Source organism: Bacillus sp. FSL R5-0422 (assembly GCF_038610765.1).
GTDB lineage: Bacteria > Bacillota > Bacilli > Bacillales > Bacillaceae > Bacillus > Bacillus pumilus_O.
This window is the reverse complement of record NZ_CP152014.1, coordinates 1,987,385-2,011,205: the sequence shown is the minus strand read 5'-3', so window position 1 is coordinate 2,011,205 and position 23,821 is coordinate 1,987,385. Positions and strand designations below refer to the sequence as shown.

Here is a 23,821-nt window from a genome sequence, read left to right as displayed (position 1 = left end):
GCAGAATGAAGAAAATTACAGTACTTGGAGCAGGAAGCTGGGGAACAGCGCTTGCTCTTGTATTAGCTGATAATCATCATGATGTACACATGTGGGGACATAGACAAGAGCTCATTGACCAAATCGATGAGAAACATGAAAATCATGATTACTTGCCAAATGTCGCACTGCCAGCGTCTATCAAGGCGACGACAGACATGAAGCAGGCGTTAGAGAGAACAGACGCTATTATTGTTGCTGTGCCAACAAAGGCCATTCGTGAAGTGTTGAAACAGGCAAATGAGCTGATCACGTCGAAAGTACCATTTGTCCATGTAAGTAAAGGGATTGAACCAGATACACTTCTGAGAATATCTCAAATGATTGAACAAGAAGTCCCAGACGAGAAAAGAGAAGCTGTCGTAGTCTTATCAGGACCTAGCCACGCTGAGGAAGTAGGTTTGCGTCATCCGACAACTGTCACTGTTTCATCAGAAAATATTGAAGCAGCTCAATTTGTTCAAGATTTGTTCATGAACAATAACTTTAGAGTCTATACAAACCCTGATGTGATTGGTGTAGAAATTGGCGGCGCACTGAAAAATATCATTGCTCTTGCGGCAGGAATCACAGACGGGCTTGGATATGGTGACAATGCAAAAGCGGCGCTCATCACGAGAGGACTCGCTGAAATCGCACGTCTCGGTACAAAAATGGGAGGGAATCCTCTGACATTTGCTGGCTTAACGGGCGTTGGAGATTTGATTGTGACATGTACAAGTGTTCATTCACGTAACTGGCGCTGCGGAAATCTGCTTGGTAAAGGGTATAAGCTTGAAGAAGTGCTCGAGAAGATGGGGATGGTCGTTGAAGGCGTCCGTACAACAAAAGGCGCTTATCAGCTCTCCAAAGAATACAAAGTCAGCATGCCGATTACAGAGGCGCTTTACCACGTCCTGTTTGAAGGGAAAAAGGTGGACGATGCTGTCGAGTCATTAATGGCACGTGTGAAAACACATGAAATGGAAGACCTTGTGAACATGTTTGAGAACCAAACCAAATAAATGGAAGACTAACTTAGGCGTGTAGAGGATGCAAGAAGGGGAAGACTTGCATAACATAGCAATGAAGTTTGAATAGAGCTTTGCCTCTACAGAATGAGGAAAAATAGTCGACCTAATGACTGAAGCGGAGTCCCCCTCTTTGCTTCAGTTTTTTTATGCGCTTTTTTCTGAATGATTGGAAAAATGATTGATATTTACCTTATTATTGGTTTAGAATGAAATATAAACGCTTACAATTTGTTCGTTTTAAAGGGGGACAGGCACGATGAGTTTTGCTTTAATCAAGATGTGGTTTGCACTTGGTTCAATGGGGCTCATGTTTTTAGCTGTAGTAACCATTTATTTCAGTCGATTTAAGCTGAAGAGCCGGTTTCTTAAAATAACAGCCTCGACCGTCGCATATAGCTTGATGCTGATATCAGGTATCATTGTGTTTTTAGTTGTATTTAGCGGGCCGGTCAATGAATAAAGAAAAGGAAGAATGTGATGATCAAAGCAAAAGTCAGTGTCACGTTGTTAGCACTTATGTTACTAACAGGTTGTCTGTATCCAGAAAATCGCAAAACTCAAAACCGTGTGCCGTACGAAGAGCAGCTACAAAGCGTTCAGACAGCGATTGAGGAATTTCAAAAAGCAACAAATGGTCTTTTGCCGATTGAAACGAAAGAAGGAGACACGCCGGTTTATCAGAAGTACGTCATCGACTTTAAGCGCTTGTCACCAAGATATTTACACGATGTACCGTCTACTTCCTTTGAAGGCGGGGGAGAATATATTTATGTCCTCACAGACGTCGAAAAAAAACCAACTGTAAAACTGCTTGATGTCAAAATGACGCAAACCATCAGTGAATTACGGCTTAGGATCAAATTATATCAAGATGAACATACATATCCGCCATACGGCAAAGTCGTATCAAACAATTTATATACGTTAAATGAAAAAAAGCTAGGCTTAAAATCGCCGCCTACGGTCATGAGCCCTGTGACAGGGAATTCCCTCCCATTACTGATTTCATCAAATGGCGAAATCTATGTGGACTACCGCAGTGATTTTGCTCATATTTTAAAGAATACGAAACAAAAGTTGAAACCAGGTGAAAACATTCAAGATGTCTATTGGCAGGAAACCCCGTTTGTACCCGCGTTTTCTGTCCCATATACCATCAACAAAAAAGGCGAGCCCGACTTTTTAGAAAAAAAGACCTCATAAACAAGAATGAACCTTTTTCCTCTGCATATAAATGAGGAGAAAGGTTTTTTTATGGCTAAACATACTCTCAAAACAAAAAAGGTGTCATATTCAAATAGGACAACGTCATACACATATATTGTCCAGACACCTTTCAAGCAAGTTTGATTGAAGAATAGAGTATTTTATTTGAAAACGAGGATAGCAAGTCCGGGAGGGGATCACTTGGAAAAAGTCGATATTTTCAAGGATATCGCTGAACGAACAGGAGGCGATATATATTTAGGAGTCGTTGGCGCTGTTCGTACAGGGAAATCTACGTTTATTAAAAAGTTTATGGAGCTCGTGGTGCTCCCGAATATCAATAATGAGGCAGATCGTGCAAGAGCACAGGATGAATTGCCGCAAAGCGCAGCAGGAAAAACCATTATGACCACTGAGCCAAAATTTGTACCGAATCAAGCGGCATCGATTCATGTGAGTGACGGTCTTGATGTCAACATCAGGCTTGTCGATTGTGTAGGATACACTGTCCCAGGTGCGCGCGGGTATGAAGATGAAAATGGTCCAAGAATGATTAACACGCCGTGGTATGAAGAGCCAATCCCGTTCCATGAAGCGGCGGAAATTGGCACACGTAAGGTCATTCAAGAGCATTCAACCATCGGTGTTGTGATTACAACGGATGGTTCCATTGGAGAAATCCCAAGACATGATTATATTGAATCTGAAGAACGTGTGATTGATGAACTCAAAGAGGTTGGAAAGCCGTTTATTATGGTGATCAACTCTGTGAGACCCTATCACCCTGAAACAGAAGCACTGCGGCAGGAACTGAGCCAAAAATATGATATTCCAGTACTCGCCATGAGTGTAGAAAGTATGAGAGAGCAAGATGTCCTCAGTGTGCTTCGTGAAGCATTATATGAATTCCCAGTCCTAGAGGTGAATGTGAACCTTCCAAGCTGGGTCATGGTGCTGAAAGAAGATCACTGGCTGAGAGAAAGCTATCAGGACTCAGTGAAAGAAACCGTAAAGGATATTAAAAGATTAAGAGATGTTGACCGTGTCGTTGGTCAATTCAGTGAATTTGACTTTATTGAAAGAGCGGGCTTAGCAGGGATTGAAATGGGGCAAGGGATTGCGGAGATTGACCTGTACGCCCCAGATGATCTATATGACCATATTCTAAAAGAAGTGGTTGGTGTAGAAATTAGAGGGAAAGACCATCTTCTAGAGCTCATGCAAGATTTTGCGCATGCGAAGACAGAATATGATCAAGTATCAGATGCTTTAAAAATGGTGAAGCAGACGGGATACGGAATTGCGGCTCCGGCCTTGTCAGACATGAGTTTAGATGAGCCAGAAATCATAAGACAGGGTTCGAGATTCGGCGTACGACTAAAGGCGGTTGCACCATCTATTCATATGATTAAGGTAGATGTAGAGAGTGAATTTGCACCGATTATCGGAACTGAGAAACAAAGTGAAGAGCTCGTCCGCTACTTAATGCAAGACTTTGAAGATGATCCGCTTTCGATTTGGAATTCTGATATATTTGGGCGCTCACTCAGCTCCCTTGTCAGAGAAGGCATTCAAGCAAAGCTGTCACTGATGCCAGAAAATGCAAGATATAAACTGAAAGAAACACTTGAAAGAATCATCAACGAAGGATCAGGCGGTTTGATCGCGATTATTCTATAGCATGTGAGACCTCTCATTGACAGGGGTCTTTTTTTGCGTATGGAATGAGTCATAAAAAGACAATTGTATAAAGATTAGTCAGATTCAGGTTGAAATTAGGAATATTCGTTCGCAAAAGTGCCCTTAATCCTTGACGAATAAGGATTCTTCCCTTTAAAATGCTTGATATGGTATTTCATATGTGTTAATCTACTTACAGAAAATCTTCACTTTGTTGGACAAACATTCCTTCAAAGAGTTGTTTTCTAATGAAAAGCCATGTATACCGCTTTCTAGACGCGATTTTTTTCGAAAAAAGTGTATAGAAAGAAGATGAATTGTGAAGAAATGATAACAATCTATTGAATGCATATTTTTGGGAGGAGGTGAAAGGCATGAACAAGACAGAACTTATTAACGCGGTTGCTGAAGCAAGCGAGTTATCTAAAAAAGACGCGACAAAAGCAGTTGATTCTGTTTTTGATACAATTTTAGATGCACTTAAAAATGGTGACAAAATCCAACTTATCGGTTTTGGTAACTTTGAAGTACGTGAGCGTTCAGCTCGTAAAGGACGTAACCCACAAACTGGTGCAGAGATCGAAATCCCTGCAAGCAAAGTACCTGCTTTCAAACCAGGTAAAGCACTTAAAGACGCGGTGGCAGGTAAATAATCGTTATGTGTAATGATCCTATTGCAGGAGTTATACATATACAGTTTCGCACTGGTCTAGAAAAGCCCCTTTCATAAGGGGCTTTTCCTTTTGAATCAAAAGGTTTGTTTAGAACGCTCTCCTTTGCTTTTAGGATCTGAAGTGTGCTAGAATCTGATTGAAATGTAATCGCCTTTGGAGGATATAATACATGAGTGAAATAAATAAAGAACTAATCGAACACGCAGTACGCGATATATTAAAAGCCATCGGAGAAGATCCAGATCGTGAAGGACTTCTTGATACCCCTAAACGAGTAGCAAAAATGTATGAAGAAGTGTTCTCGGGATTAAATGAAGATCCAAAAGAACATTTTAAAACCATTTTTGGTGAAGACCACGAAGAACTCGTTCTTGTAAAAGATATTGCTTTCCATTCAATGTGTGAACACCACCTTGTACCTTTTTACGGAAAAGCTCATGTCGCTTATATTCCGCGCGGCGGAAAAGTGACAGGACTTAGCAAACTTGCAAGAGCTGTAGAGGCTGTTGCCAAACGCCCGCAGCTTCAGGAACGCATCACATCGACCATTGCAGATAGTATGGTGGAAACACTCAATCCGCATGGCGTGATGATTGTCGTTGAAGCAGAGCATATGTGTATGACGATGCGCGGAGTGAAAAAACCAGGCGCAAAAACAGTGACTTCAGCAGTGCGCGGTACATTTGCAAATGATGCAGCGGCAAGAGCAGAAGTGCTTTCCTTTATTAAAAACGACTAATTCAATAGATGGAAGGTGAACAGATTGAGTGAAAATAAAGCATCTGATTTTGTAGTGATTAAAGCCAATGAAAATGGTGTAAACGTCATCGGCTTAACTAGAGGCTCTGACACAAGGTTTCACCATTCCGAAAAGCTCGATAAAGGTGAAGTGATCATTGCACAATTTACTGAGCATACGTCAGCGATCAAAGTAAGAGGCGATGCTGTCATTCAAACAAGCTTCGGGGAAATTCAAAGCGAAGCAAAGAAATAAATACTTGAATGCACTTGATAGCATCAAAGTGAGAGCTGATATGGTATAATAAATCTCTATACAACGTGCAGGGCTACATATGAAACTGTAATTTTTGGGACAAGGGTGATATCTTTGCAAGACATCTACGGAATTTTATCTAATCTAAATATAAAATTAAATAAAAAGCTTTCTCATCCTTATTTGGCGAAACATTTACGTGCGCCACTCATCGATGAAGATAAGCTCCTTCTTTTTCATGCAATGTTTGATGAAGCTCAAATTGATGCAGAGAAAAAAGAAAATTATATTTTAACGGCGATGCTTGTGCAAATTGCCCTTGATACCCATGACGAAGTCACAACTGCTGCAGCGATCAAACAAGACGAATTCAAAAATCGTCAGCTGACTATCTTGGCAGGAGACTATTTCAGCGGTCTCTATTATTCTCTTCTCTCCGACATGAAAGACATCTACATGATTCGCACGCTCGCAACGGCGATCAAAGAGATCAATGAACATAAAATTAGACTATATGATCGATCCATTCAAGATGCGGCGCACTTTTATAAAAGTGTAGCAACGGTTGAGTCTGCGTTATTCCAAAGGGTTTCTGAGCATTTTCAATTAACGCATTGGAATGAGATTGCAAGTCGTTTCCTTGTTTATAAGCGTTTCATGAAACAAGCAGAAGATGACAAACATTTAAAACTTTTTTTGAACGATAGCCATACGGACGCCTATACATGTTTTGACAACTTTGAGAATGAAGGCTATGAAAAGGCCAGACGATCAATCAAGGAGCATCTCGTTTCATCTCCGGTCGTTCAAAAAGAGCTATTAAATCGCCTGGATCATATGAAAAATGAACCTGCGTATCATCAGAAAGTGGAAGAAGGGTAAGTCATGCAGCAATCAAAAGAACAGCGAGTACACGGTGTATTTGAAAAAATTTATAAAAACTACGATCAAATGAACTCTGTCATCAGCTTTAAGCAGCATAAAAAATGGCGCGATAAAACAATGAAACTCATGAATGTTCAAAAAGGAGCCAAAGCATTAGACGTATGCTGCGGAACAGCCGATTGGACCATTGCGCTTGCTGATGCTGTTGGAGACAAAGGTGAAGTCAAGGGCCTTGATTTTAGTAAAAATATGTTGAGTGTTGGAGAAACGAAGGTGAAGACTGGGGGCTATAATCAAATTGAATTGCTCCACGGAAATGCGATGGAGCTTCCTTTTGAGGATAACACATTTGATTATGTCACGATCGGTTTTGGCCTACGGAACGTCCCAGATTACTTAACGGTGCTAAAAGAAATGACAAGAGTCGTGAAGCCTGGTGGAATGGTTGTCTGTCTAGAGACATCACAACCTGAAATGATTGGGTTTAAACAAGGCTACTATGTCTATTTCAAATACATCATGCCGCTTTTTGGTAAACTGTTTGCCAAAAGCTATCAGGAGTATTCATGGCTTCAAGAATCAGCCAAAGCGTTCCCTGGCATGAAAGAACTGGCGGCTCTTTTCGAAGAGGCGGGTCTGTCTGATGTCTCGTATCATCCATTTACAGGCGGTGTAGCAGCAACACATATCGGAAAGAAGCTTTGAATAAACGATATTTGGGTGAAAATAATGAAACTAAAAGCAATGATCTCTTTTTTAAATCATGATATCGATATTATCGAAAAAGAGCTTGAACAAACAGTTCGCTCTGATTATGCATTATTAAGTGAAGCAGGTCTTCATTTGCTGCAAGCGGGCGGAAAACGAATCCGCCCCGTTTTTGTTCTCCTTTCAGGCATGTTTGGCGACTACGACATTAATAAAATTAAATATGTTGCCGTTGCGCTTGAGCTCATTCATATGGCATCGCTCGTTCACGATGATGTCATTGATGATGCAGAGCTGAGAAGAGGCAAGCCAACGATTAAGGCAAAATGGGACAATCGAATTGCCATGTACACAGGAGATTATATGTTTGCAAGATCACTTGAGTATATGACAAAGATCAATCACCCGATGGCACATGAAATTTTGTCAAAGATGGTCGTCGAGCTCTGTCTTGGTGAAATCGAGCAAGTGAAAGACAAATACAATATGGATCAAAACCTGCGTACATATTTAAGAAGAATCAAACGAAAAACAGCCTTACTCATTGCAGGTAGCTGTCAGTTAGGTGCAATAGCAGCAGGTACAGATGAGAAAACACATAAAGCCCTTTACTGGTTTGGTTACTATGTCGGGATGTCCTATCAGATCATTGATGATGTGCTTGATTTCACATCAACTGAAGAAGAGCTTGGTAAGCCTGTTGGAGGGGACCTTTTACAAGGAAATGTCACACTCCCAGTCTTATATGCACTGAAGAATCCTACACTCGAAGGTCAATTAAAGCTGATTAATAGTGAAACAACAGAAATGCAGCTAAAGCCTGTGATTGAACATCTCAAACAAACAGATGCGATCGATCGCTCGATTCGAGTGAGTGAAATGTATTTGAAAAAGGCATTCGAACAGCTAGATAAACTTCCTCGAGGGCGAGCAAGAACGTCACTCGCTTCCATTGCCAAATATATTGGAAAACGAAAATTCTAATCAACATATTGTTGATTGGTTTTTTTGTGAAATTTTTTGTCAAAAATTGATTATTGTATAAAAAAATGATACGATCACTTTGTAACAATGTAAGCCTATACATACATAAACGACGGGGTGGAGAACGTATATGGACAAAACATTTCTTATGGTCAAACCTGATGGTGTGGAAAGACAATTAATCGGTGAAATTGTGTCAAGATTCGAAAAAAAGGGGCTTCAGCTTGTTGGTGCAAAACTAATGAGTATTCCAAAAGAAGTAGCAGAAACACATTACGGAGAGCATAAAGAAAAACCATTTTTCGGGGAATTGGTTGACTTTATTACATCAGGGCCAGTGTTTGCAATGGTATGGCAAGGTGAACAGGTAGTCGATGTCACAAGACAGATTATCGGCAAAACAAACCCGAAGGAAGCGCTTCCGGGCACGATAAGAGGAGACTATGGATTGACAGTTGGAAAGAACATTATCCATGGCTCAGACTCTCCAGAAAGTGCTGAAAGAGAAATCAACTTATTCTTCAAACAAGAAGAACTCACAAACTGGGATCAAACCATCTCAAGCTGGATTTATTAAAATTCGAGCCAAGGTGTTCATCAAATGAGCACCTTGGCTTTTTTATATGAATATTTCTATACGAAATTTCGCATGAGAAGATACAAATTTTCGATAAAAACAGCTATACTAGGACAAAGATAGATGAGACAGGAGAGGACTTTGATGGATCAATATCAAGTATTTGTCGGAAAATGGAAAAAATTAACCGGGGTGGATCTTAATTTATATAAAGAAGCACAAATGAAACGAAGATTAACGTCACTTTATGATAAAAAAGGCTATAGAGATTTTGAAGCCTTTGCGGCTGCCCTTGAAAAGGATAGAGCACTATTAGATGAGACGATGGATCGAATGACGATTAATGTGTCAGAATTTTACCGAAACTATCAGCGCTGGGAAGTGCTTGATCAAAAAATTCTCCCACTCCTTTCGAAAAACGGTGGGACCTTGAAAATATGGAGTGCGGCATGTTCGACAGGAGAGGAGCCATATACACTCTCAATGCTGCTATCAAGCCATCCACTTGTGAAGGACTTCCAAATTATTGCAACTGATATTGATGATAAAGTGCTGCAATCAGCTCAAAAAGGGAGATACCATGAACGATCACTACAGGAGGTACCAGATCAAATTAAGCAAAAATATTTCACAAAAGAAGATTCTTCATTTTACACTGTGAAAGATGAAGTGAGAAGGCATATTCAATTTAAAAAGCACAACCTCTTAGCGGATCCTTATGAAAAACAGCTTGATCTTATCGTGTGCAGAAATGTCCTTATCTACTTTACAGAAGAGGCAAAAGAAGAGATTTACATGAAAATGAGCAGTAGTTTAAAACCAAATGGCGTATTATTTGTTGGTTCAACTGAACAAATTTTTCACCCGGAAAAGTTTGGACTGACATCTACTGATACTTTCTTTTATCAAAAGAAGGGTATGTAGCTGACTTTTTAGTCATAAGTGTGTTATCATAGTTTTACTTAAAAGCGTTAATGCGATGAAGGGAGATTAAGTCATGAGATACTTAACAGCAGGTGAATCACATGGTCCACAATTGACCACAATTATTGAAGGCGTTCCAGCGGGACTTTACATAGAGCAGGATGACATTAACTATGAATTGGCTAGAAGACAAAAAGGTCACGGCCGCGGCAGAAGAATGCAGATAGAAAAAGACCAAGCGAAAGTGTTAAGCGGTGTTCGCCACGGGAAAACATTAGGTTCTCCTATTGCACTTGTCGTTGAAAACAACGACTGGAAGCATTGGACAAAAGTGATGGGGGCAGAGCCGATCACAGAAGAAGAAGAGAGTGAAATGAAGCGTCAAATTTCGCGCCCTAGACCAGGACATGCGGATTTAAATGGTGCGATTAAATATGGACACCGTGATATGCGAAACGTATTAGAGCGTTCATCAGCTCGTGAGACAACTGTTCGCGTAGCAGCAGGCGCAGTCGCTAAACAAATCTTAGCTCATTTAGGAATCAAAGTAGCAGGCCACGTTCTTGAAATTGGCGGAGTGAAAGCAGCTCAAACGGCATATGAATCAATCGAAGATTTGCAAAAGGTAACGGAAGAGTCACCTGTTCGCTGCTACGACAGTGAAGCAGGTCAAAAAATGATGGATGCCATTGATGAAGCGAAGAAAAATGGTGATTCAATTGGTGGAATTGTGGAAGTTATCGTTGAAGGAATGCCGGTTGGAGTCGGAAGCTATGTTCACTATGACCGCAAATTAGATAGCAAGCTTGCAGGTGCTGTCCTGAGTATCAACGCTTTTAAAGGGGTTGAATTCGGTATCGGCTTTGAGGCGGCTTCTAAAAATGGCAGTGAGGTCCATGATGAAATCATCTGGGATGAAGAAAAGGGCTATACGAGAAAAACAAATCGCTTAGGTGGTCTTGAAGGCGGAATGTCAACTGGTATGCCAATTGTCGTAAGAGGGGTCATGAAACCAATCCCAACGCTTTACAAACCGCTTCAAAGTGTTGACATTGAAACAAAAGAACCTTTCTCCGCAAGTATTGAACGTTCTGACAGCTGTGCTGTTCCTGCTGCAAGTGTTGTCGCAGAAGCAGTCGTGGCTTGGGAAATCGCCAATGCTGTAGTGGAGCAGTTTGGCCTTGATCAAATTGACCGCATTAAAGAAAATGTTGAAAAAATGCGCCAGCTTCAGAGGGAATTTTAATGAAAACACTGGAAGTTAAGACGTCTTCAGCCACTTATCCTGTATACATCGGTGATGGGATTAAACGCAATATCGTCGACTTGATGACTTCCACGGGGCATTCCTATACGAAGCTCTTAATCGTGACAGATACAGCGGTTGATGCCATTTACGGTGATGAAATGGTTCGATTACTTGAACAGAAATGGTCTGTGCATAAAGTGGTTGTGCCAAGCGGAGAGCAGTCGAAATCTTTTGCTGAGTTTGAGCATATTCATACGAAAGCCATACAATTTCAGCTGGATCGCTCCTCGTGTATCATTGCGCTTGGAGGCGGCGTAATTGGCGATTTGGCTGGCTTTGTTGCTGCTAGTTACATGAGAAGTATTGATTTTATTCAAGTTCCGACGACGCTACTGGCACATGACAGTGCAGTTGGCGGGAAAACGGGGATTAACCATCCTCTCGGTAAAAATTTAATCGGTGCGTTTCATCAGCCGAAAGCCGTCATTTATGATACGAGCATGCTTGAGACACTATCTCAAACTGAAATGAGGTCAGGCTTTGCTGAGGTCATCAAACATGCCCTTATCTCAAGTGAAGACTTTTTAACAGAGCTGATGTCTATTCGTTCTTTGGATGAATGCTCAAAAAGCGAGCTCGCACATATGCTGTATCAAGGCATTGAGGTCAAAGCGTCGATTGTTCAAAAAGATGAAAGAGAACAAGGTGTGCGTGCATTTTTGAATTTAGGTCATACACTTGGGCATGCCATTGAAGCGGAGTATGGATACGGCGTTATTACACACGGAGATGCTATTGCAATCGGCATGCAGTTTGCGCTATATGTGAGCGAAAAGAAGCTGGGGCTCAGCCTTCATCGTAAGGAACTAAAAGAGTGGATGAAAAAACTCGGATTTCCGGTACAAGTCACCCAAGATATTTCGACGAAAACATTTGTTGACCGGATGATTGGTGATAAAAAAGCAAGAGGTGGAACCGTTCAATTTGTTTTATTAAAACAGGTTGGAGATGCTGTCTTGCAGTCTTTCACAAAAGATGATCTGCATCAATGGCTCGATGAATGGAAACGGGAGGAGGGATGTCTATGATGTTTCGCGGGATACGTGGGGCTACAACTGTGACAGAAGATACAGAAACAGAAGTGTTAAACAAAACGAAACAGCTGCTAGAAGCGATTATTTCAAGAAATGAAGTAGATCCAGAACGTGTCGTGCAGATTTTAATTTCAGCTACACAAGATATTCACTCCGTTTTTCCGGCAAAAGCCCTTCGTCAGTTTGAAGGGTGGACGTATGTGCCTGTTACTTGTATGCAGGAGCTGGACATTCATGGCGGTCTAAAGCATTGTATTCGTGTGTTAATGACGGTCCAAACAGACACAAAGCAGGAAGATGTGCAGCATGTGTACTTGGAAGAAGCTGTGACGCTTCGCCCTGATTTACAGTTGACAAAAAACAAGGAATTATAATACGATATGAACAGCCGAAGTTTACACACAGGTGTAAACGGCATTGCAAGTTTAGAGAAGATGAGAATGAGACTAGGGTAGTTGAGATGAGTAGAGTTGAGCCGAGATACGATACTTCTATTTAATCATACTGCCTAAAAGAGCACCCCTCTTTTAGGCTTATTTCGTATACTCATACAAACCCTCTATAGGTCCCCCTCATTCTCCTTAATCCCATTTAAGGAGTGTGCTTATGAATTCCCATTCAAATGTAACCCGATTTTTAAGGGACAGCGAGTCCCACAAAACGATCCCGATTGTTGAAACCATTACAGTTGATACGCTCTCACCGATTCAAATTGTCGAAAAACTCAAGGCAGATATTGTGTATCTATTAGAAAGTAAAGATGAGTCTTCTAGCTGGTCGAGATATTCCTTCATCGGATTACATCCTTTTTTAACCTTACATGATGACCAAAACGAATATATTGCACGTGACGCTGCTGGGCAGGAGGTCATGAAAAAACAAGAACTGAAAGACTTATTAGACTGGATGAAAGAGCAATATCAAATCAAGACACCGGATGTTGACATCCCGTTTACAGGCGGGGCAGTTGGGTATTTAAGTTATGATCTTATTCCAAGCATTGAACCTTCTGTCAGGCCTCACCGAAGCGCATCAACGACAGACAATTGTACTCTATTTGTCTGCCAAACGATGATTGCTTTTGATCACGAAACGAATCACGTTCATTTTATCCAATACACCCAGTTAACCGGAAATGAAACAGAAGACGAAAAAATACAAGCTTACAAAGAGAATCAAAAGCAGCTTGAACAGATGATTCACAAGCTCCATACAAAGATTGATATGAAAGAACTGATTTTATCAGGGAATATGAACGAATCACCGTCGTTTGAACATGTGACATCAACCTATGAAAAAGAGCAATTTCTAAAGGACGTAGAAAAAATCAAAGAATACATTCGAGCGGGTGATATTTTTCAAGGCGTACTCTCACAGCGTTTCGATATCCCAGTGTCAGTGAGTTCATTTGAATTATATCGTGTGCTCCGCATTGTGAATCCATCTCCATACATGTATTTTATGAAATTAAAAGACCGTGATTTAGTCGGAAGCTCACCAGAACGATTAATTCATGCCAAAAATAGGCACTTAGAAATTCATCCTATTGCAGGTACTAGAAAAAGAGGAGCAACAAAAGAAGAGGACGCCGCGCTGGCAAGAGAGCTACTAGAAGATGAGAAAGAAAAAGCAGAACATTACATGTTAGTAGATCTAGCCAGAAATGATGTCGGCCGCGTAGCAGAATACGGCAGCGTATCCGTACCGACCTTTACAAAAGTAGTGAACTTCTCACATGTCATGCACATCATCTCCATTGTGACAGGGAAGCTAAAGCAGGATACACACCCAGTTGATGCACTCATGTCCGCATTTCCAGCAGGCACATTAACAGGGGCACCAAAAATAAGAGCGATGCAATTATTAAATGAAATGGAACCAGAGCCAAGGGAAACGTATGGCGGCTGTATTGCCTATATTGGATTTGACGGTAATATCGACTCTTGTATTACCATTCGCACCATGAGCGTCAAAAATCAGACCGCCTCCATACAAGCAGGCGCTGGCATTGTCGCAGATTCTGTACCAGAAAATGAATGGGAAGAGACATGTAACAAGGCAGGAGCTCTTCTGAGGGCCATTCAGCTTGCTGAACATATTTTCTCAGAAAAGGAGAGTGTGCAGGATGAATCAGCGACTATCAGCACTTGTTAACGGAGGTTTCCTATCAGAAAATGAAGCACATCAACTCATGCATGATATGATGAGTGGTTCTTTAACAGATGCCGAAGTCGCTGCAAGTCTATCGATTTTAGCGCATAGAGGAGAAACCGCTGAAGAAATGACAGGCTTCGTGAGGGCCATGCGGCAAAAAGCAGAACCAGCGGAAAGATCGCTTGATGTCGTTGACACATGCGGTACAGGGGGCGATGGACTTTCCACATTCAATATATCAACTGCAGCTGCAATTGTAGCTTCCGCCGCTGGTGCTAAAATTGCAAAACACGGAAATCGTTCAGTTTCTTCTAAAAGTGGAAGTGCCGACGTGCTAGAGTGCCTTGGAATTCACATTCAATCCACTCCAGAAGAAACAAGGAGACAAATAGAAGAGAAAAACATGGGCTTTTTATTTGCACCAATGTACCATTCATCTATGAAACAAGTAGCAGGGGTCCGTAAGCAGCTTGGCTTCAGGACGGTATTTAATTTATTAGGGCCGCTTTGCCACCCGATGCAAGCCAAAAAGCAAATCATCGGTGTGTATGCAAAGGAAAAGGCAAAATTAATGGCGGAAGCCCTTGCCCCATTAGAGCCAGAGCATGTCCTGTTTGTATGCGGGGAAGACGGGCTGGATGAACTAACGATTACAGCAAATTCATATGTGATTGAACTCAAAAAAGGTGCCATGACAGAATATACGCTAAACCCAGAAGACTTTGGACTGGCGAAAGGATACTTATCAGATATTCAGGTCCAATCACCGGATGAGAGTGCAAAATTGATTCAGAATATATTGAATCATCAAACAGAAGGGGCGCCTCTTCATATTACAGCGCTGAATGCCGGAGCGGCTTTATATGTCGCAGGCAAGTCTGAAAGCCTCATGGCAGGAACATTAAAAGCATTAGAAACGATTAAAAACGGAGCAGCCAAAGAACAATTGGCACGTTTAAAACAAAAAACGAAAGAGGAAGAGATCTATGCTTAATCAAATTATTGCACGCAAAAAAGAACATATCCAAACGTTACAGTTACCTGATGATGGACACTTTGAAAGACGCTCATTTAAAGAAGCCCTTGTGAACACCCACCGCTCGATTGGGCTGATTGCTGAGGTGAAAAAGGCATCTCCTTCCAAAGGAATCATTCAGCCAAATTTTGATCCTCTGCAAACAGCAAAAGCATACGAAAAATCGAATGCTGATTGCTTATCAGTCTTAACAGATGAACCATTTTTTCAAGGAAAGAATGAGTATCTTTCCCTCATTAAAAAACACATTGCACGTCCCATTCTAAGAAAAGATTTCATCATCGATTCCATACAGATAGAAGAGTCAAGACGTATCGGTGCAGATGCCATTTTATTAATTGGAGAAGTGCTTGAACCACAACAGCTGCATGAACTCTATATTGAAGCGAAGGAAAAAGGATTAGATATTCTTGTCGAAGTTCATGCAGCAGAGACGCTGGAACAAATTTTAAACCTATTCACCCCTGAAATCATTGGCGTGAATAACCGAAATCTAAAAACCTTTAACACAACAGTTGAACAAACAAAAGAGATTGCCCCACTTGTTCCAAAGGATTGCTTACTAGTAAGTGAAAGCGGTATTCAAACGTTTGATGATCTGACCTTTGTCAAAAAACATGGAGCGAGTGCTGTTCTTGTAGGTGAATCATTAATGAGAGAACCATCACAAGAAAAAGCCGTTCAGACGTTATTTGGAGAATGAGCACGATGAAACCTTTTTTAAAATATTGCGGAGCGGGCTCACTAGAAGATGTAAAATGCATTGCTCAATCTCAAGCAGATGCGATCGGATTTATTTTTGCGCCAAGTAAAAGACAAGTCGATCCAAATCAAGTGAAACAATGGCTCAGCAAGTCGCAGTGTCGTAAAAAGATTACGGGTGTATTCGTAAATGAAAACACCCAAAAAGTGTGTGACATCACAAAACATATTCCTTTAGATATCGTGCAGCTACATGGAGATGAAACAAAAGAGGATGCGAAACAAATAAAACAACAAACAGGGACGGTAGTGTGGAAAGTCTTTCATCACGATCCCGATATAAAAGGAACACTTGATAAAATGACGGCATTTGCGCCATTTGTTGATGGCTTTCTCATTGATGCGAAAGTAAAAGGGATGAGAGGCGGTTCTGGCACAGCTTTTACATGGGAAGCGGTACCTTTATACAATCAGCATGCAAAACGGCTTGAGAAAACATGCATCATTGCAGGCGGAATTACACCGGAAACGCTGCCAGAGCTTCTTGCCTATGGCCCAAAAGCGATCGATCTTTCAAGCGGCATAGAAGAAGACGGGAAGAAAAGCAGCGCTAAGATCAAAGCGCTCGAAGAAAGGATGTTAAACAATGTACGCATATCCAAATGAGCTTGGCAGGTATGGAGAATTTGGAGGGAAATTTGTTCCTGAGACACTCATGCAGCCACTCAAAGAAATCGAACAAGCATTTAACGAATTAAAAGAAGACCCCGCTTTTGAGCAAGAATATCTTTCTCTATTGCACAACTATTCAGGCAGACCGACTGCACTGACATATGCCGATCAATTATCCGCATACCTCGGCGGCGCAAAAATCTATTTAAAAAGAGAAGATTTAAACCATACAGGTGCTCATAAAATCAACAATGCACTTGGTCAGGCCCTGCTTGCAAAAAAAATGGGCAAATCAAACATCATCGCAGAAACAGGCGCTGGACAGCACGGAGTAGCAGCTGCAACGGTGGCCGCAAAATTTGGATTATCATGCACGGTGTTTATGGGAAAAGAGGATGTGGAGAGACAATCTCTCAATGTATTCCGAATGAAGCTCCTTGGCGCAGAAGTCATACCTGTCACAAGTGGAAACGGCACATTAAAAGATGCAACGAACGAAGCGATTCGTTACTGGGTTCAGCACTGTAGTGATCATTTCTATATGATAGGTTCAGTTGTAGGACCTCACCCGTATCCCCAAATCGTCAGTGAGTTCCAGCGGATGATTGGTGATGAAGCAAAAGAGCAGATGCTTAAAAAAGAAGGCAGGCTCCCACATAAAGTCATTGCTTGTGTCGGCGGCGGAAGTAATGCGATTGGAATGTACCGAGCGTTTTTGGATGATGAGGTTGATTTGATTGGTGTAGAAGCGGCTGGAAAAGGAATTGATACACCGCTTCATGCAGCAACCATTACGAAGGGGACAAAAGGGGTCATTCATGGATCTTTGACCTATTTAATCCAAGACGAATTCGGCCAGATTATTGAGCCCTATTCCATTTCAGCTGGTTTAGATTATCCCGGGATCGGACCAGAGCACGCCTATTTACATGCGAGTGGACACGTTCAATATGTGAGTGCTACAGATCAAGAAGCCCTAGATGCACTAAAGCTGCTGACAGAAAAGGAAGGAATTCTACCAGCGATTGAATCAGCACACGCTCTAGCCAAGGCATTTGAGATGAGCAGGACGATGAGTGAAGATGAAATCATCCTTGTCTGCCTCTCAGGAAGAGGAGATAAGGATGTGCATACATTAATGAATGTGCTTGAAAGTGAGGGCAAAACCAAATGATCACATTTCAATTAGAGCAAGGCGAGAAATTATTCATCCCATTTATGACGGCAGGAGATCCGTCAGAAGAAATCACGATCGATTTAGCTTTGTCCCTTCAAGCAGCCGGTGCACATGCGATTGAGCTAGGCGTTCCTTACTCCGATCCGCTAGCAGACGGTCCTGTCATTCAAAGAGCCTCCAAAAGAGCTCTAAATCATGGCATGAATATCGTAAAAGCGATAGAATTAGCAGGGAAGATGAAAAAAAACGGTGTAAAAATTCCTGTTATTCTATTTACGTATTATAATCCTGTGTTACAATTAGACACAGAATACTTTTTCGCTTTACTGCGCAAAAATCATATTTCGGGACTCTTAACACCCGACTTGCCTTTTGAAGAAAGCAGTGAGCTGCAAAAGAACTGTCAATCATATGACATTTCATATATTTCGCTCGTTGCACCAACCAGTAAGGAACGATTAGTAAATATTGTAGAGCAGGCAGAAGGTTTTGTGTATTGTGTTTCATCTCTTGGTGTAACTGGTGTCAGGCAAACCTTTGACGAATCGATTACTGATTTTATTCAACAAGTGAAACAGCTGAGTCACATACCGGTTGCGGTCGGTTTTGGTATCTCAACAAGAGAGCAGGTAGACTCAATGAATAAACTGAGTGACGGCGTCGTTGTAGGCAGTGCACTTGTGAAAAAAATTGAAGAACTTCACGATCAATTGTTAGCAAGTGATACACGTCAAGACGCTTTAAGAGAATTTGAAACCTATGCAAAAACATTTAGTCCCCTCTATTCATTCAAATGAGGTGAAACTTTTGCAAATCAAAGATCAATTAAAACAACTAAAACCGTATCAACCTGGGAAACCAATTGAAGAGGTCAAAAAAGAATATCAATTAGACAAAATTGTGAAATTGGCTTCAAATGAAAACCCTTTTGGATGTTCCACACATGCAAGAGAGGCGATACAAGCTGAGCTTGAACATTTAGCGATTTATCCAGATGGATACAGCGCAAGTTTAAGAACAGAGCTTGCTGAGTTTCTTCAAGTAAATGAAAAACAATTAATATTCGGGAATGGCTCAGATGAACTTGTGCAAATTATTGCTAGGGCATTCCTTGACCAACATACAAATACCGTCATCCCATCTCCGTCTTTTCCGCAATATCGTCACAATGCGATCATTGAGCAGGCAGAGATTCGAGAGGTGTCGCTTTTAGACGGAGGAGCTCACGATCTAAAGGGCATGCTGGATGCGATTGATGAGAACACGAAGGTCGTTTGGGTATGCAACCCGAATAACCCGACAGGAAATCATTTGTCAGAATCTGAGCTTGTGGCGTTTTTAGATCAAGTACCCGCTCATGTACTTGTGGTACTAGATGAGGCATATGTCGAATATGTTCGTGCGGAAGACTATCCGAACAGCTTATCTTTATTACACAGTTATCAAAATGTTATCGTACTCCGAACGTTTTCAAAAGCGTATGGACTGGCGGCGCTTCGAGTAGGCTATGGCATTGCATCAGAAGAGTTGATTACTGCGATTGAGCCAGCAAGAGAGCCGTTTAATACGAGTCGTATCGCCCAGGCAGCTGCTCGAGCGGCGATAAAAGATCAGGACTTCATTCGATCATGCAGACAGAAAAATGAGGCAGGTCTCAAACAATATCAAGAATTTGCTGACCGTTTTGGACTATTTATTTATCCGTCTCAAACAAACTTCGTGCTGATTGATTTTAAAAGAGATGCAGATGAACTATTTCATGCATTATTAAAAAAAGGCTATATTGTTCGATCTGGTAAAGCACTTGGTTTTCCAACGTCTTTACGTATTACGGTAGGAACAATGGAGCAAAATGCAGAAATTCTAAGTACACTTGCTGATTTATTGCAAGGCATTCGTGCGTAGCATAACTATAAAGTCATATCCTTTTACAGGATATGGCTTTCATTGTAACAACCTCATACATATAAGCTTTTGAAATGGCTTTTTTAATTTTCGCGAAAAAACAGGTGATGAACATGAATGATGCAAATGAAACAATATTAATCGCTGGACTTGGTTTAATTGGAGGTTCCATCGCACTGTCGATTAAAAAAGAGTATCCCTATAAAAAAATTGTTGGATACGATGTGTCCAAAGAACAAATGGTTGCAGCAACAAAGCTAGGTATCATTGATTTAGCAGCTGATTCTTTTGCAGCAGGTTTGGCTGAATCTGCGACTATCATTTTGGCAACACCAGTTCAGCAAACAGTAAAGATGCTTCGTGATATTGCAAACTCTGGAATTGAGAGAGAGCTTACAATTACCGATGTCGGCAGCACAAAGCAAAAGGTCGTCCATTTTGCAGAAAAAACGCTTCCTAATCACTATCAATTTATTGGTGGACATCCAATGGCAGGCTCTCACAAGTCAGGTGTCATTGCAGCGAAAGACTTTTTATTTGAAAATGCGTTCTACATTTTAACGCCAGCAAAGGAAACAAACCGCGATGCTGTTGATCGTTTGAAGGACTTGTTAAAGGGGACAAATGCTCATTTTATTGAAATGACCCCAGAAGAACATGATGGTGTAACAAGTGTGATTAGTCATTTCCCTCATATTGTTGCTGCCAGCCTTGTGCATCAAGCGCATCATTTTGAAGAACAATTCCCACTTGTTAAACGGTTTGCTGCTGGAGGCTTTCGTGACATTACACGTATTGCATCAAGCAATCCTGCAATGTGGCGAGATATCCTTCTGCACAACAAACATAAGATTTTAGACCGGTTCCATGAATGGAAAAAAGAGATCGATCGCATTGAGACCTTTGTACAGCAAGAAGACGCTGAAGGCTTGTTCTCTTATTTTCAAGAGGCAAAGGAATATCGTGATGGACTTCCTTTGAGGAAAAAAGGTGCTATTCCTGCTTTTTATGACCTTTATGTGGATGTTCCAGATCACCCTGGGGTCATTTCGGAAATTACAGGGCATTTAGCAAATGAGAACATCAGTATTACGAATATCCGTATTATTGAAACGCGGGAAGATATAAATGGGATTTTACGCATTAGCTTTCAAACAGAAGACGACCGTAAACGTGCAGAGATCTGTATAAAAAATAGAGCGAATTACGATACATTTTATGCTGACTGAGGTGACAAAGATGAAAATTCATAAACATGCTCCTATGAATGGAGTCATTCATATTCCAGGTGATAAATCCATTTCTCATCGATCAGTGATGTTTGGAGCAATTGCTGATGGGACGACAGTGGTGAAAAACTTTCTCCCAGGAGCTGATTGTTTAAGCACAATTGATTGTTTTAGAAAGATGGGCGTTGACATTGAACAAAAAGGGACAGATGTTGTGATTCATGGGAAGGGACTGAAAGAGCTGAAGGAGCCGTCTGACGTCCTCGATGTCGGAAATTCTGGTACAACCATTCGATTAATGATGGGAATATTAGCTGGTTGTGAGTTTCACAGTACACTGATCGGTGATGAGAGTATTGCTAAAAGACCCATGCAACGAGTAACAGGTCCACTTAAACAACTAGGAGCGAAGATAGATGGTAGAGCAAACGGCGAGTATACGCCACTGTCTATTCGTGGTGGTCATTTAAAAGGAATCTCATATGAGTCTCCAGTCGCAAGTGCGCAAATTAAGTCCGCTGTCCTTTTAGCAGGGCTTCAAGCAGAGGGAACAACGACATTAACTGAACCACATAAATCAAGAGATCATACAGAAAGAATGCTCTCCATGTTTGGTGTGAAACTAGACGAAGATGAACAAAGTGTTTCCATTGAAGGCGGTCAAACATTAAAAGCAACAGATATATTTGTTCCTGGAGACATTTCTTCAGCTGCATTTTTCCTTGTTGCTGGATCGATTGTTCCTAACAGCCGAATTGTGTTAAAAAATGTTGGGCTAAACAAAACAAGAACGGGTATTATTGATGTTTTAAAACAAATGGGTGCGAATCTTGAGATCAATGAAGTAGATGCAAAAGGCGGAGAGCCATATGGCGATTTAACAATCTCGACCTCTTCATTAAAAGGGATCGAAATTTCTGGTGATGTGATTTCAAGACTCATCGATGAGATTCCGATTATAGCGCTTCTAGCAACACAAGCAGAAGGAACAACGATTATTAAAGATGCTGCTGAGTTAAAAGTAAAAGAGACCAATCGAATAGATACAGTCGTGTCAGAACTTAAAAAACTCGGTGCTGATATTGAAGCAACAGATGATGGTATGAAGATTCATGGTAAAACCCCGCTTCAAGGCGGCGCTGTTGTATCAAGCTACGGAGATCACCGAATCGGTATGATGCTTGGGATTGCTGCATGTATCACAAAGCAAGCGGTTGAGATTGAAGATACAGATGCTGTACGCGTCTCATACCCGAATTTCTTTGAACATATTGAATACTTAACCAAAACAGTCTGAGGGTGTCCTCAGGCTTTTTCTTTCTTTAGGCATATTTGTAAGGAATATAGCATAGCTTGTCTCAAGATGAAACCTGGAAAAAAATCATTTTATTTGATCAAAAAATGAATTTCAGGTGTTTTCAGTTTACAAAACCTTCGTTTCGTAAAGGATGAAATGAAAAACAGTCTTTAAAACACAAAATTGAGTTCATTTTAAAAGTGCAACATATTTGCTGGATGAGTACCTGTCGATTATGATATGAAGTAACAATAGTTTAGGTTTTTGGAAAACAGAAAGGAACGGTTTGATTTGAATAGTTCATTACAAGAAGCCATAAAATTAGTTGAGGCGGGTGAGACTGAAAAAGGACTTCAAACACTTGCTCAGGCAGAAAAGCATTTGCATGATGAAGAAAAGGCTCAGGCAGCTCAGTTATATTATGATTGGGGAGATATCGATAAAGCGAGAAATCTCATCAGTGATTTACATGATTTATATCCAGAGGAAACAGGGTTAACATGCTTTTATGCAGAACTTCTGATTGACTCTGATGAAGAAGAAAAGGCAATTTCGGTATTAGAGACAATTCCTGAAGATGATGCTGCATATCCAGAGAGCCTACTGTTAATGGCAGATTTGTATCAAATGCAAGGGCTATTTGAAGTCAGTGAACAAAAACTCTTAAAAGCAAAAGAGTTACTTCCGAATGAAGCCATTATTGATTTTGCATTAGGTGAATTGTATTTTTCGCAAGGTCTTTCAAAGAAAGCGGCTGACTATTTCTACAAGGTCGCAGATCAACAACATGAAGTTGGCGGCGTCAATGTTTATCAGAGGCTCGCTGAATCACTCAGCACAGCTGGAGAATTTGAAGATGCGCTTGAATGGTACGAAAAGGCAGTGAAAGGCCAAACAGACCCGAATACCCTTTTTGGTTACGGATTTACAGCGATGAGGGCTGGCCGAACGAAAACAGCCATTCAGCAGCTTTCCGAACTAAAAGATATTGATCCATCTTATTCGTCCCTTTATATGCCTTTAGCAAAAAGTTATGAGGAAGAAGGACTATATCACGAAGCTTTAGAGGTAGTAAAAGAGGGTATTAAAATTGATGAGTATAACAAAGAATTATATTTATATGGTGCAAAGATTGACTTGAAAAATGGGGATTCAGAAGATGCGAAAAAGTTGCTTCAAGAAGCTCTTGCTCTTGACCCGGGCTATATTGAAGCGATTCAAACATTGCTCGCGATCTACTTAAATGAAGAGCTTTTTGATGAAATTCTGGATGTCATTAAAGAGGTTAAAAGCTTTGGGGAAGAGGATCCAAAATGGAATTGGTATGCTGCATCTGCATCTGTTGGACGAGAGGAATATAAAGGAGCAGCAGAGTACTTCAAGCTGGCTCTGCCTGATTTTGATGAGGAACGTGACTTTTTATATGAATACGCGACGTTCCTTTTAGAAGAAGGCAGACAAAAAGAAGCATTGCCTCTATTACGCAAAGTTCTTCAGAAAGATGGCACAAATGAAGAAATCGAAGAAACGATTTTAAGAATTGAAGACGAAATTTCCTTATAGTTTGCAGGAATGAAGAACTGGTTTGTTGAATAATTCATGTATAGCAATTTAATTTACGA

Annotated in this window: 25 protein-coding genes; all 25 read left to right on the top strand. The window is 41.0% G+C overall.

Annotated features, from left to right (window positions below; genetic code table 11):
• The first annotated feature begins 5 nt into the window (after positions 1–5).
• Positions 6–1,043, top strand: a complete 1,038-nt coding sequence (locus tag MKX52_RS10150) for an NAD(P)H-dependent glycerol-3-phosphate dehydrogenase (protein WP_342490647.1) — start codon at positions 6–8, stop codon at positions 1,041–1,043.
• A 265-nt stretch (positions 1,044–1,308) separates the two neighbouring features.
• Positions 1,309–1,512, top strand: a complete 204-nt coding sequence (locus tag MKX52_RS10145) for a DUF2768 domain-containing protein (RefSeq protein ID WP_034318888.1) — start codon at positions 1,309–1,311, stop codon at positions 1,510–1,512.
• 17 nt (positions 1,513–1,529) lie between these two features.
• The gene (locus tag MKX52_RS10140; protein WP_342490646.1) at positions 1,530–2,255 is read left to right on the top strand and encodes a hypothetical protein; all 726 of its coding nucleotides are present in this window, start codon (positions 1,530–1,532) and stop codon (positions 2,253–2,255) included.
• A 204-nt stretch (positions 2,256–2,459) separates the two neighbouring features.
• The gene (gene spoIVA / locus MKX52_RS10135) at positions 2,460–3,938 is read left to right on the top strand and encodes a stage IV sporulation protein A (protein ID WP_008344534.1); all 1,479 of its coding nucleotides are present in this window, start codon (positions 2,460–2,462) and stop codon (positions 3,936–3,938) included.
• A 374-nt stretch (positions 3,939–4,312) separates the two neighbouring features.
• Complete coding sequence (gene hbs, locus MKX52_RS10130) at positions 4,313–4,591, top strand: non-specific DNA-binding protein Hbs (RefSeq protein WP_003215863.1); 279 nt, start codon at positions 4,313–4,315, stop codon at positions 4,589–4,591.
• 190 nt (positions 4,592–4,781) lie between these two features.
• Positions 4,782–5,351, top strand: coding sequence for a GTP cyclohydrolase I FolE (gene folE, locus MKX52_RS10125; protein WP_003215789.1), 570 nt, complete (start codon positions 4,782–4,784; stop codon positions 5,349–5,351).
• Positions 5,352–5,375: 24 nt separating this feature from the next.
• A complete protein-coding gene (gene mtrB, locus MKX52_RS10120) occupies positions 5,376–5,606 on the top strand; it encodes a trp RNA-binding attenuation protein MtrB (RefSeq protein ID WP_003216082.1) in 231 nt (76 codons plus the stop codon).
• Between the two features lie 114 nt (positions 5,607–5,720).
• Positions 5,721–6,488, top strand: a complete 768-nt coding sequence (locus MKX52_RS10115; RefSeq protein WP_012010388.1) for a heptaprenyl diphosphate synthase component 1 — start codon at positions 5,721–5,723, stop codon at positions 6,486–6,488.
• A 3-nt stretch (positions 6,489–6,491) separates the two neighbouring features.
• Complete coding sequence (locus tag MKX52_RS10110; RefSeq protein ID WP_003215527.1) at positions 6,492–7,196, top strand: demethylmenaquinone methyltransferase; 705 nt, start codon at positions 6,492–6,494, stop codon at positions 7,194–7,196.
• Positions 7,197–7,220: 24 nt separating this feature from the next.
• Positions 7,221–8,183: a heptaprenyl diphosphate synthase component II gene (gene hepT / locus MKX52_RS10105; RefSeq protein ID WP_012010386.1), complete on the top strand. Its 963-nt coding sequence runs from the start codon at positions 7,221–7,223 to the stop codon at positions 8,181–8,183.
• A 130-nt stretch (positions 8,184–8,313) separates the two neighbouring features.
• Positions 8,314–8,760: a nucleoside-diphosphate kinase gene (gene ndk, locus MKX52_RS10100; RefSeq protein WP_003216015.1), complete on the top strand. Its 447-nt coding sequence runs from the start codon at positions 8,314–8,316 to the stop codon at positions 8,758–8,760.
• Between the two features lie 144 nt (positions 8,761–8,904).
• The gene (locus MKX52_RS10095; RefSeq protein ID WP_342490645.1) at positions 8,905–9,684 is read left to right on the top strand and encodes a protein-glutamate O-methyltransferase CheR; all 780 of its coding nucleotides are present in this window, start codon (positions 8,905–8,907) and stop codon (positions 9,682–9,684) included.
• 73 nt (positions 9,685–9,757) lie between these two features.
• A complete protein-coding gene (gene aroC, locus MKX52_RS10090) occupies positions 9,758–10,930 on the top strand; it encodes a chorismate synthase (RefSeq protein ID WP_088000992.1) in 1,173 nt (390 codons plus the stop codon).
• On the top strand, positions 10,930–12,021 hold the full coding sequence (gene aroB, locus MKX52_RS10085) for a 3-dehydroquinate synthase (protein ID WP_342490644.1): 1,092 nt from the start codon (positions 10,930–10,932) through the stop codon (positions 12,019–12,021). Before aroC ends, aroB begins: the two co-directional genes overlap by 1 nt.
• Positions 12,018–12,401, top strand: coding sequence for a chorismate mutase (gene aroH, locus MKX52_RS10080; protein WP_012010381.1), 384 nt, complete (start codon positions 12,018–12,020; stop codon positions 12,399–12,401). The genes aroB and aroH overlap by 4 nt, the downstream gene beginning before the upstream one ends.
• Before the next feature lie 232 nt (positions 12,402–12,633).
• Positions 12,634–14,181, top strand: coding sequence for an anthranilate synthase component I (gene trpE, locus MKX52_RS10075; RefSeq protein ID WP_151020631.1), 1,548 nt, complete (start codon positions 12,634–12,636; stop codon positions 14,179–14,181).
• Positions 14,153–15,175 carry an anthranilate phosphoribosyltransferase gene (trpD, locus tag MKX52_RS10070; protein ID WP_342490643.1) on the top strand — a complete coding sequence of 341 codons (1,023 nt, stop codon included), beginning with the start codon at positions 14,153–14,155 and terminating at the stop codon, positions 15,173–15,175. The genes trpE and trpD overlap by 29 nt, the downstream gene beginning before the upstream one ends.
• Complete coding sequence (gene trpC / locus MKX52_RS10065) at positions 15,168–15,920, top strand: indole-3-glycerol phosphate synthase TrpC (RefSeq protein WP_012010378.1); 753 nt, start codon at positions 15,168–15,170, stop codon at positions 15,918–15,920. Before trpD ends, trpC begins: the two co-directional genes overlap by 8 nt.
• 5 nt (positions 15,921–15,925) lie before the next feature.
• Positions 15,926–16,585 (top strand): phosphoribosylanthranilate isomerase, encoded by a 660-nt coding sequence (locus tag MKX52_RS10060; RefSeq protein ID WP_012010377.1) that lies wholly within the window; start codon positions 15,926–15,928, stop codon positions 16,583–16,585.
• Positions 16,566–17,765: a tryptophan synthase subunit beta gene (trpB, locus tag MKX52_RS10055; protein ID WP_144471865.1), complete on the top strand. Its 1,200-nt coding sequence runs from the start codon at positions 16,566–16,568 to the stop codon at positions 17,763–17,765. The genes MKX52_RS10060 and trpB overlap by 20 nt, the downstream gene beginning before the upstream one ends.
• Positions 17,762–18,565 (top strand): tryptophan synthase subunit alpha, encoded by an 804-nt coding sequence (gene trpA / locus MKX52_RS10050; RefSeq protein WP_012010375.1) that lies wholly within the window; start codon positions 17,762–17,764, stop codon positions 18,563–18,565. The genes trpB and trpA overlap by 4 nt, the downstream gene beginning before the upstream one ends.
• A gap of 10 nt (positions 18,566–18,575) precedes the next feature.
• On the top strand, positions 18,576–19,673 hold the full coding sequence (gene hisC, locus MKX52_RS10045) for a histidinol-phosphate transaminase (protein ID WP_216887915.1): 1,098 nt from the start codon (positions 18,576–18,578) through the stop codon (positions 19,671–19,673).
• A gap of 113 nt (positions 19,674–19,786) precedes the next feature.
• On the top strand, positions 19,787–20,902 hold the full coding sequence (locus tag MKX52_RS10040) for a prephenate dehydrogenase (protein ID WP_251184673.1): 1,116 nt from the start codon (positions 19,787–19,789) through the stop codon (positions 20,900–20,902).
• A gap of 10 nt (positions 20,903–20,912) precedes the next feature.
• A complete protein-coding gene (aroA, locus tag MKX52_RS10035) occupies positions 20,913–22,199 on the top strand; it encodes a 3-phosphoshikimate 1-carboxyvinyltransferase (RefSeq protein WP_144493428.1) in 1,287 nt (428 codons plus the stop codon).
• 291 nt (positions 22,200–22,490) lie between these two features.
• Positions 22,491–23,762 (top strand): tetratricopeptide repeat protein, encoded by a 1,272-nt coding sequence (locus MKX52_RS10030; protein WP_342490642.1) that lies wholly within the window; start codon positions 22,491–22,493, stop codon positions 23,760–23,762.
• The last annotated feature ends 59 nt before the right edge of the window (positions 23,763–23,821 follow it).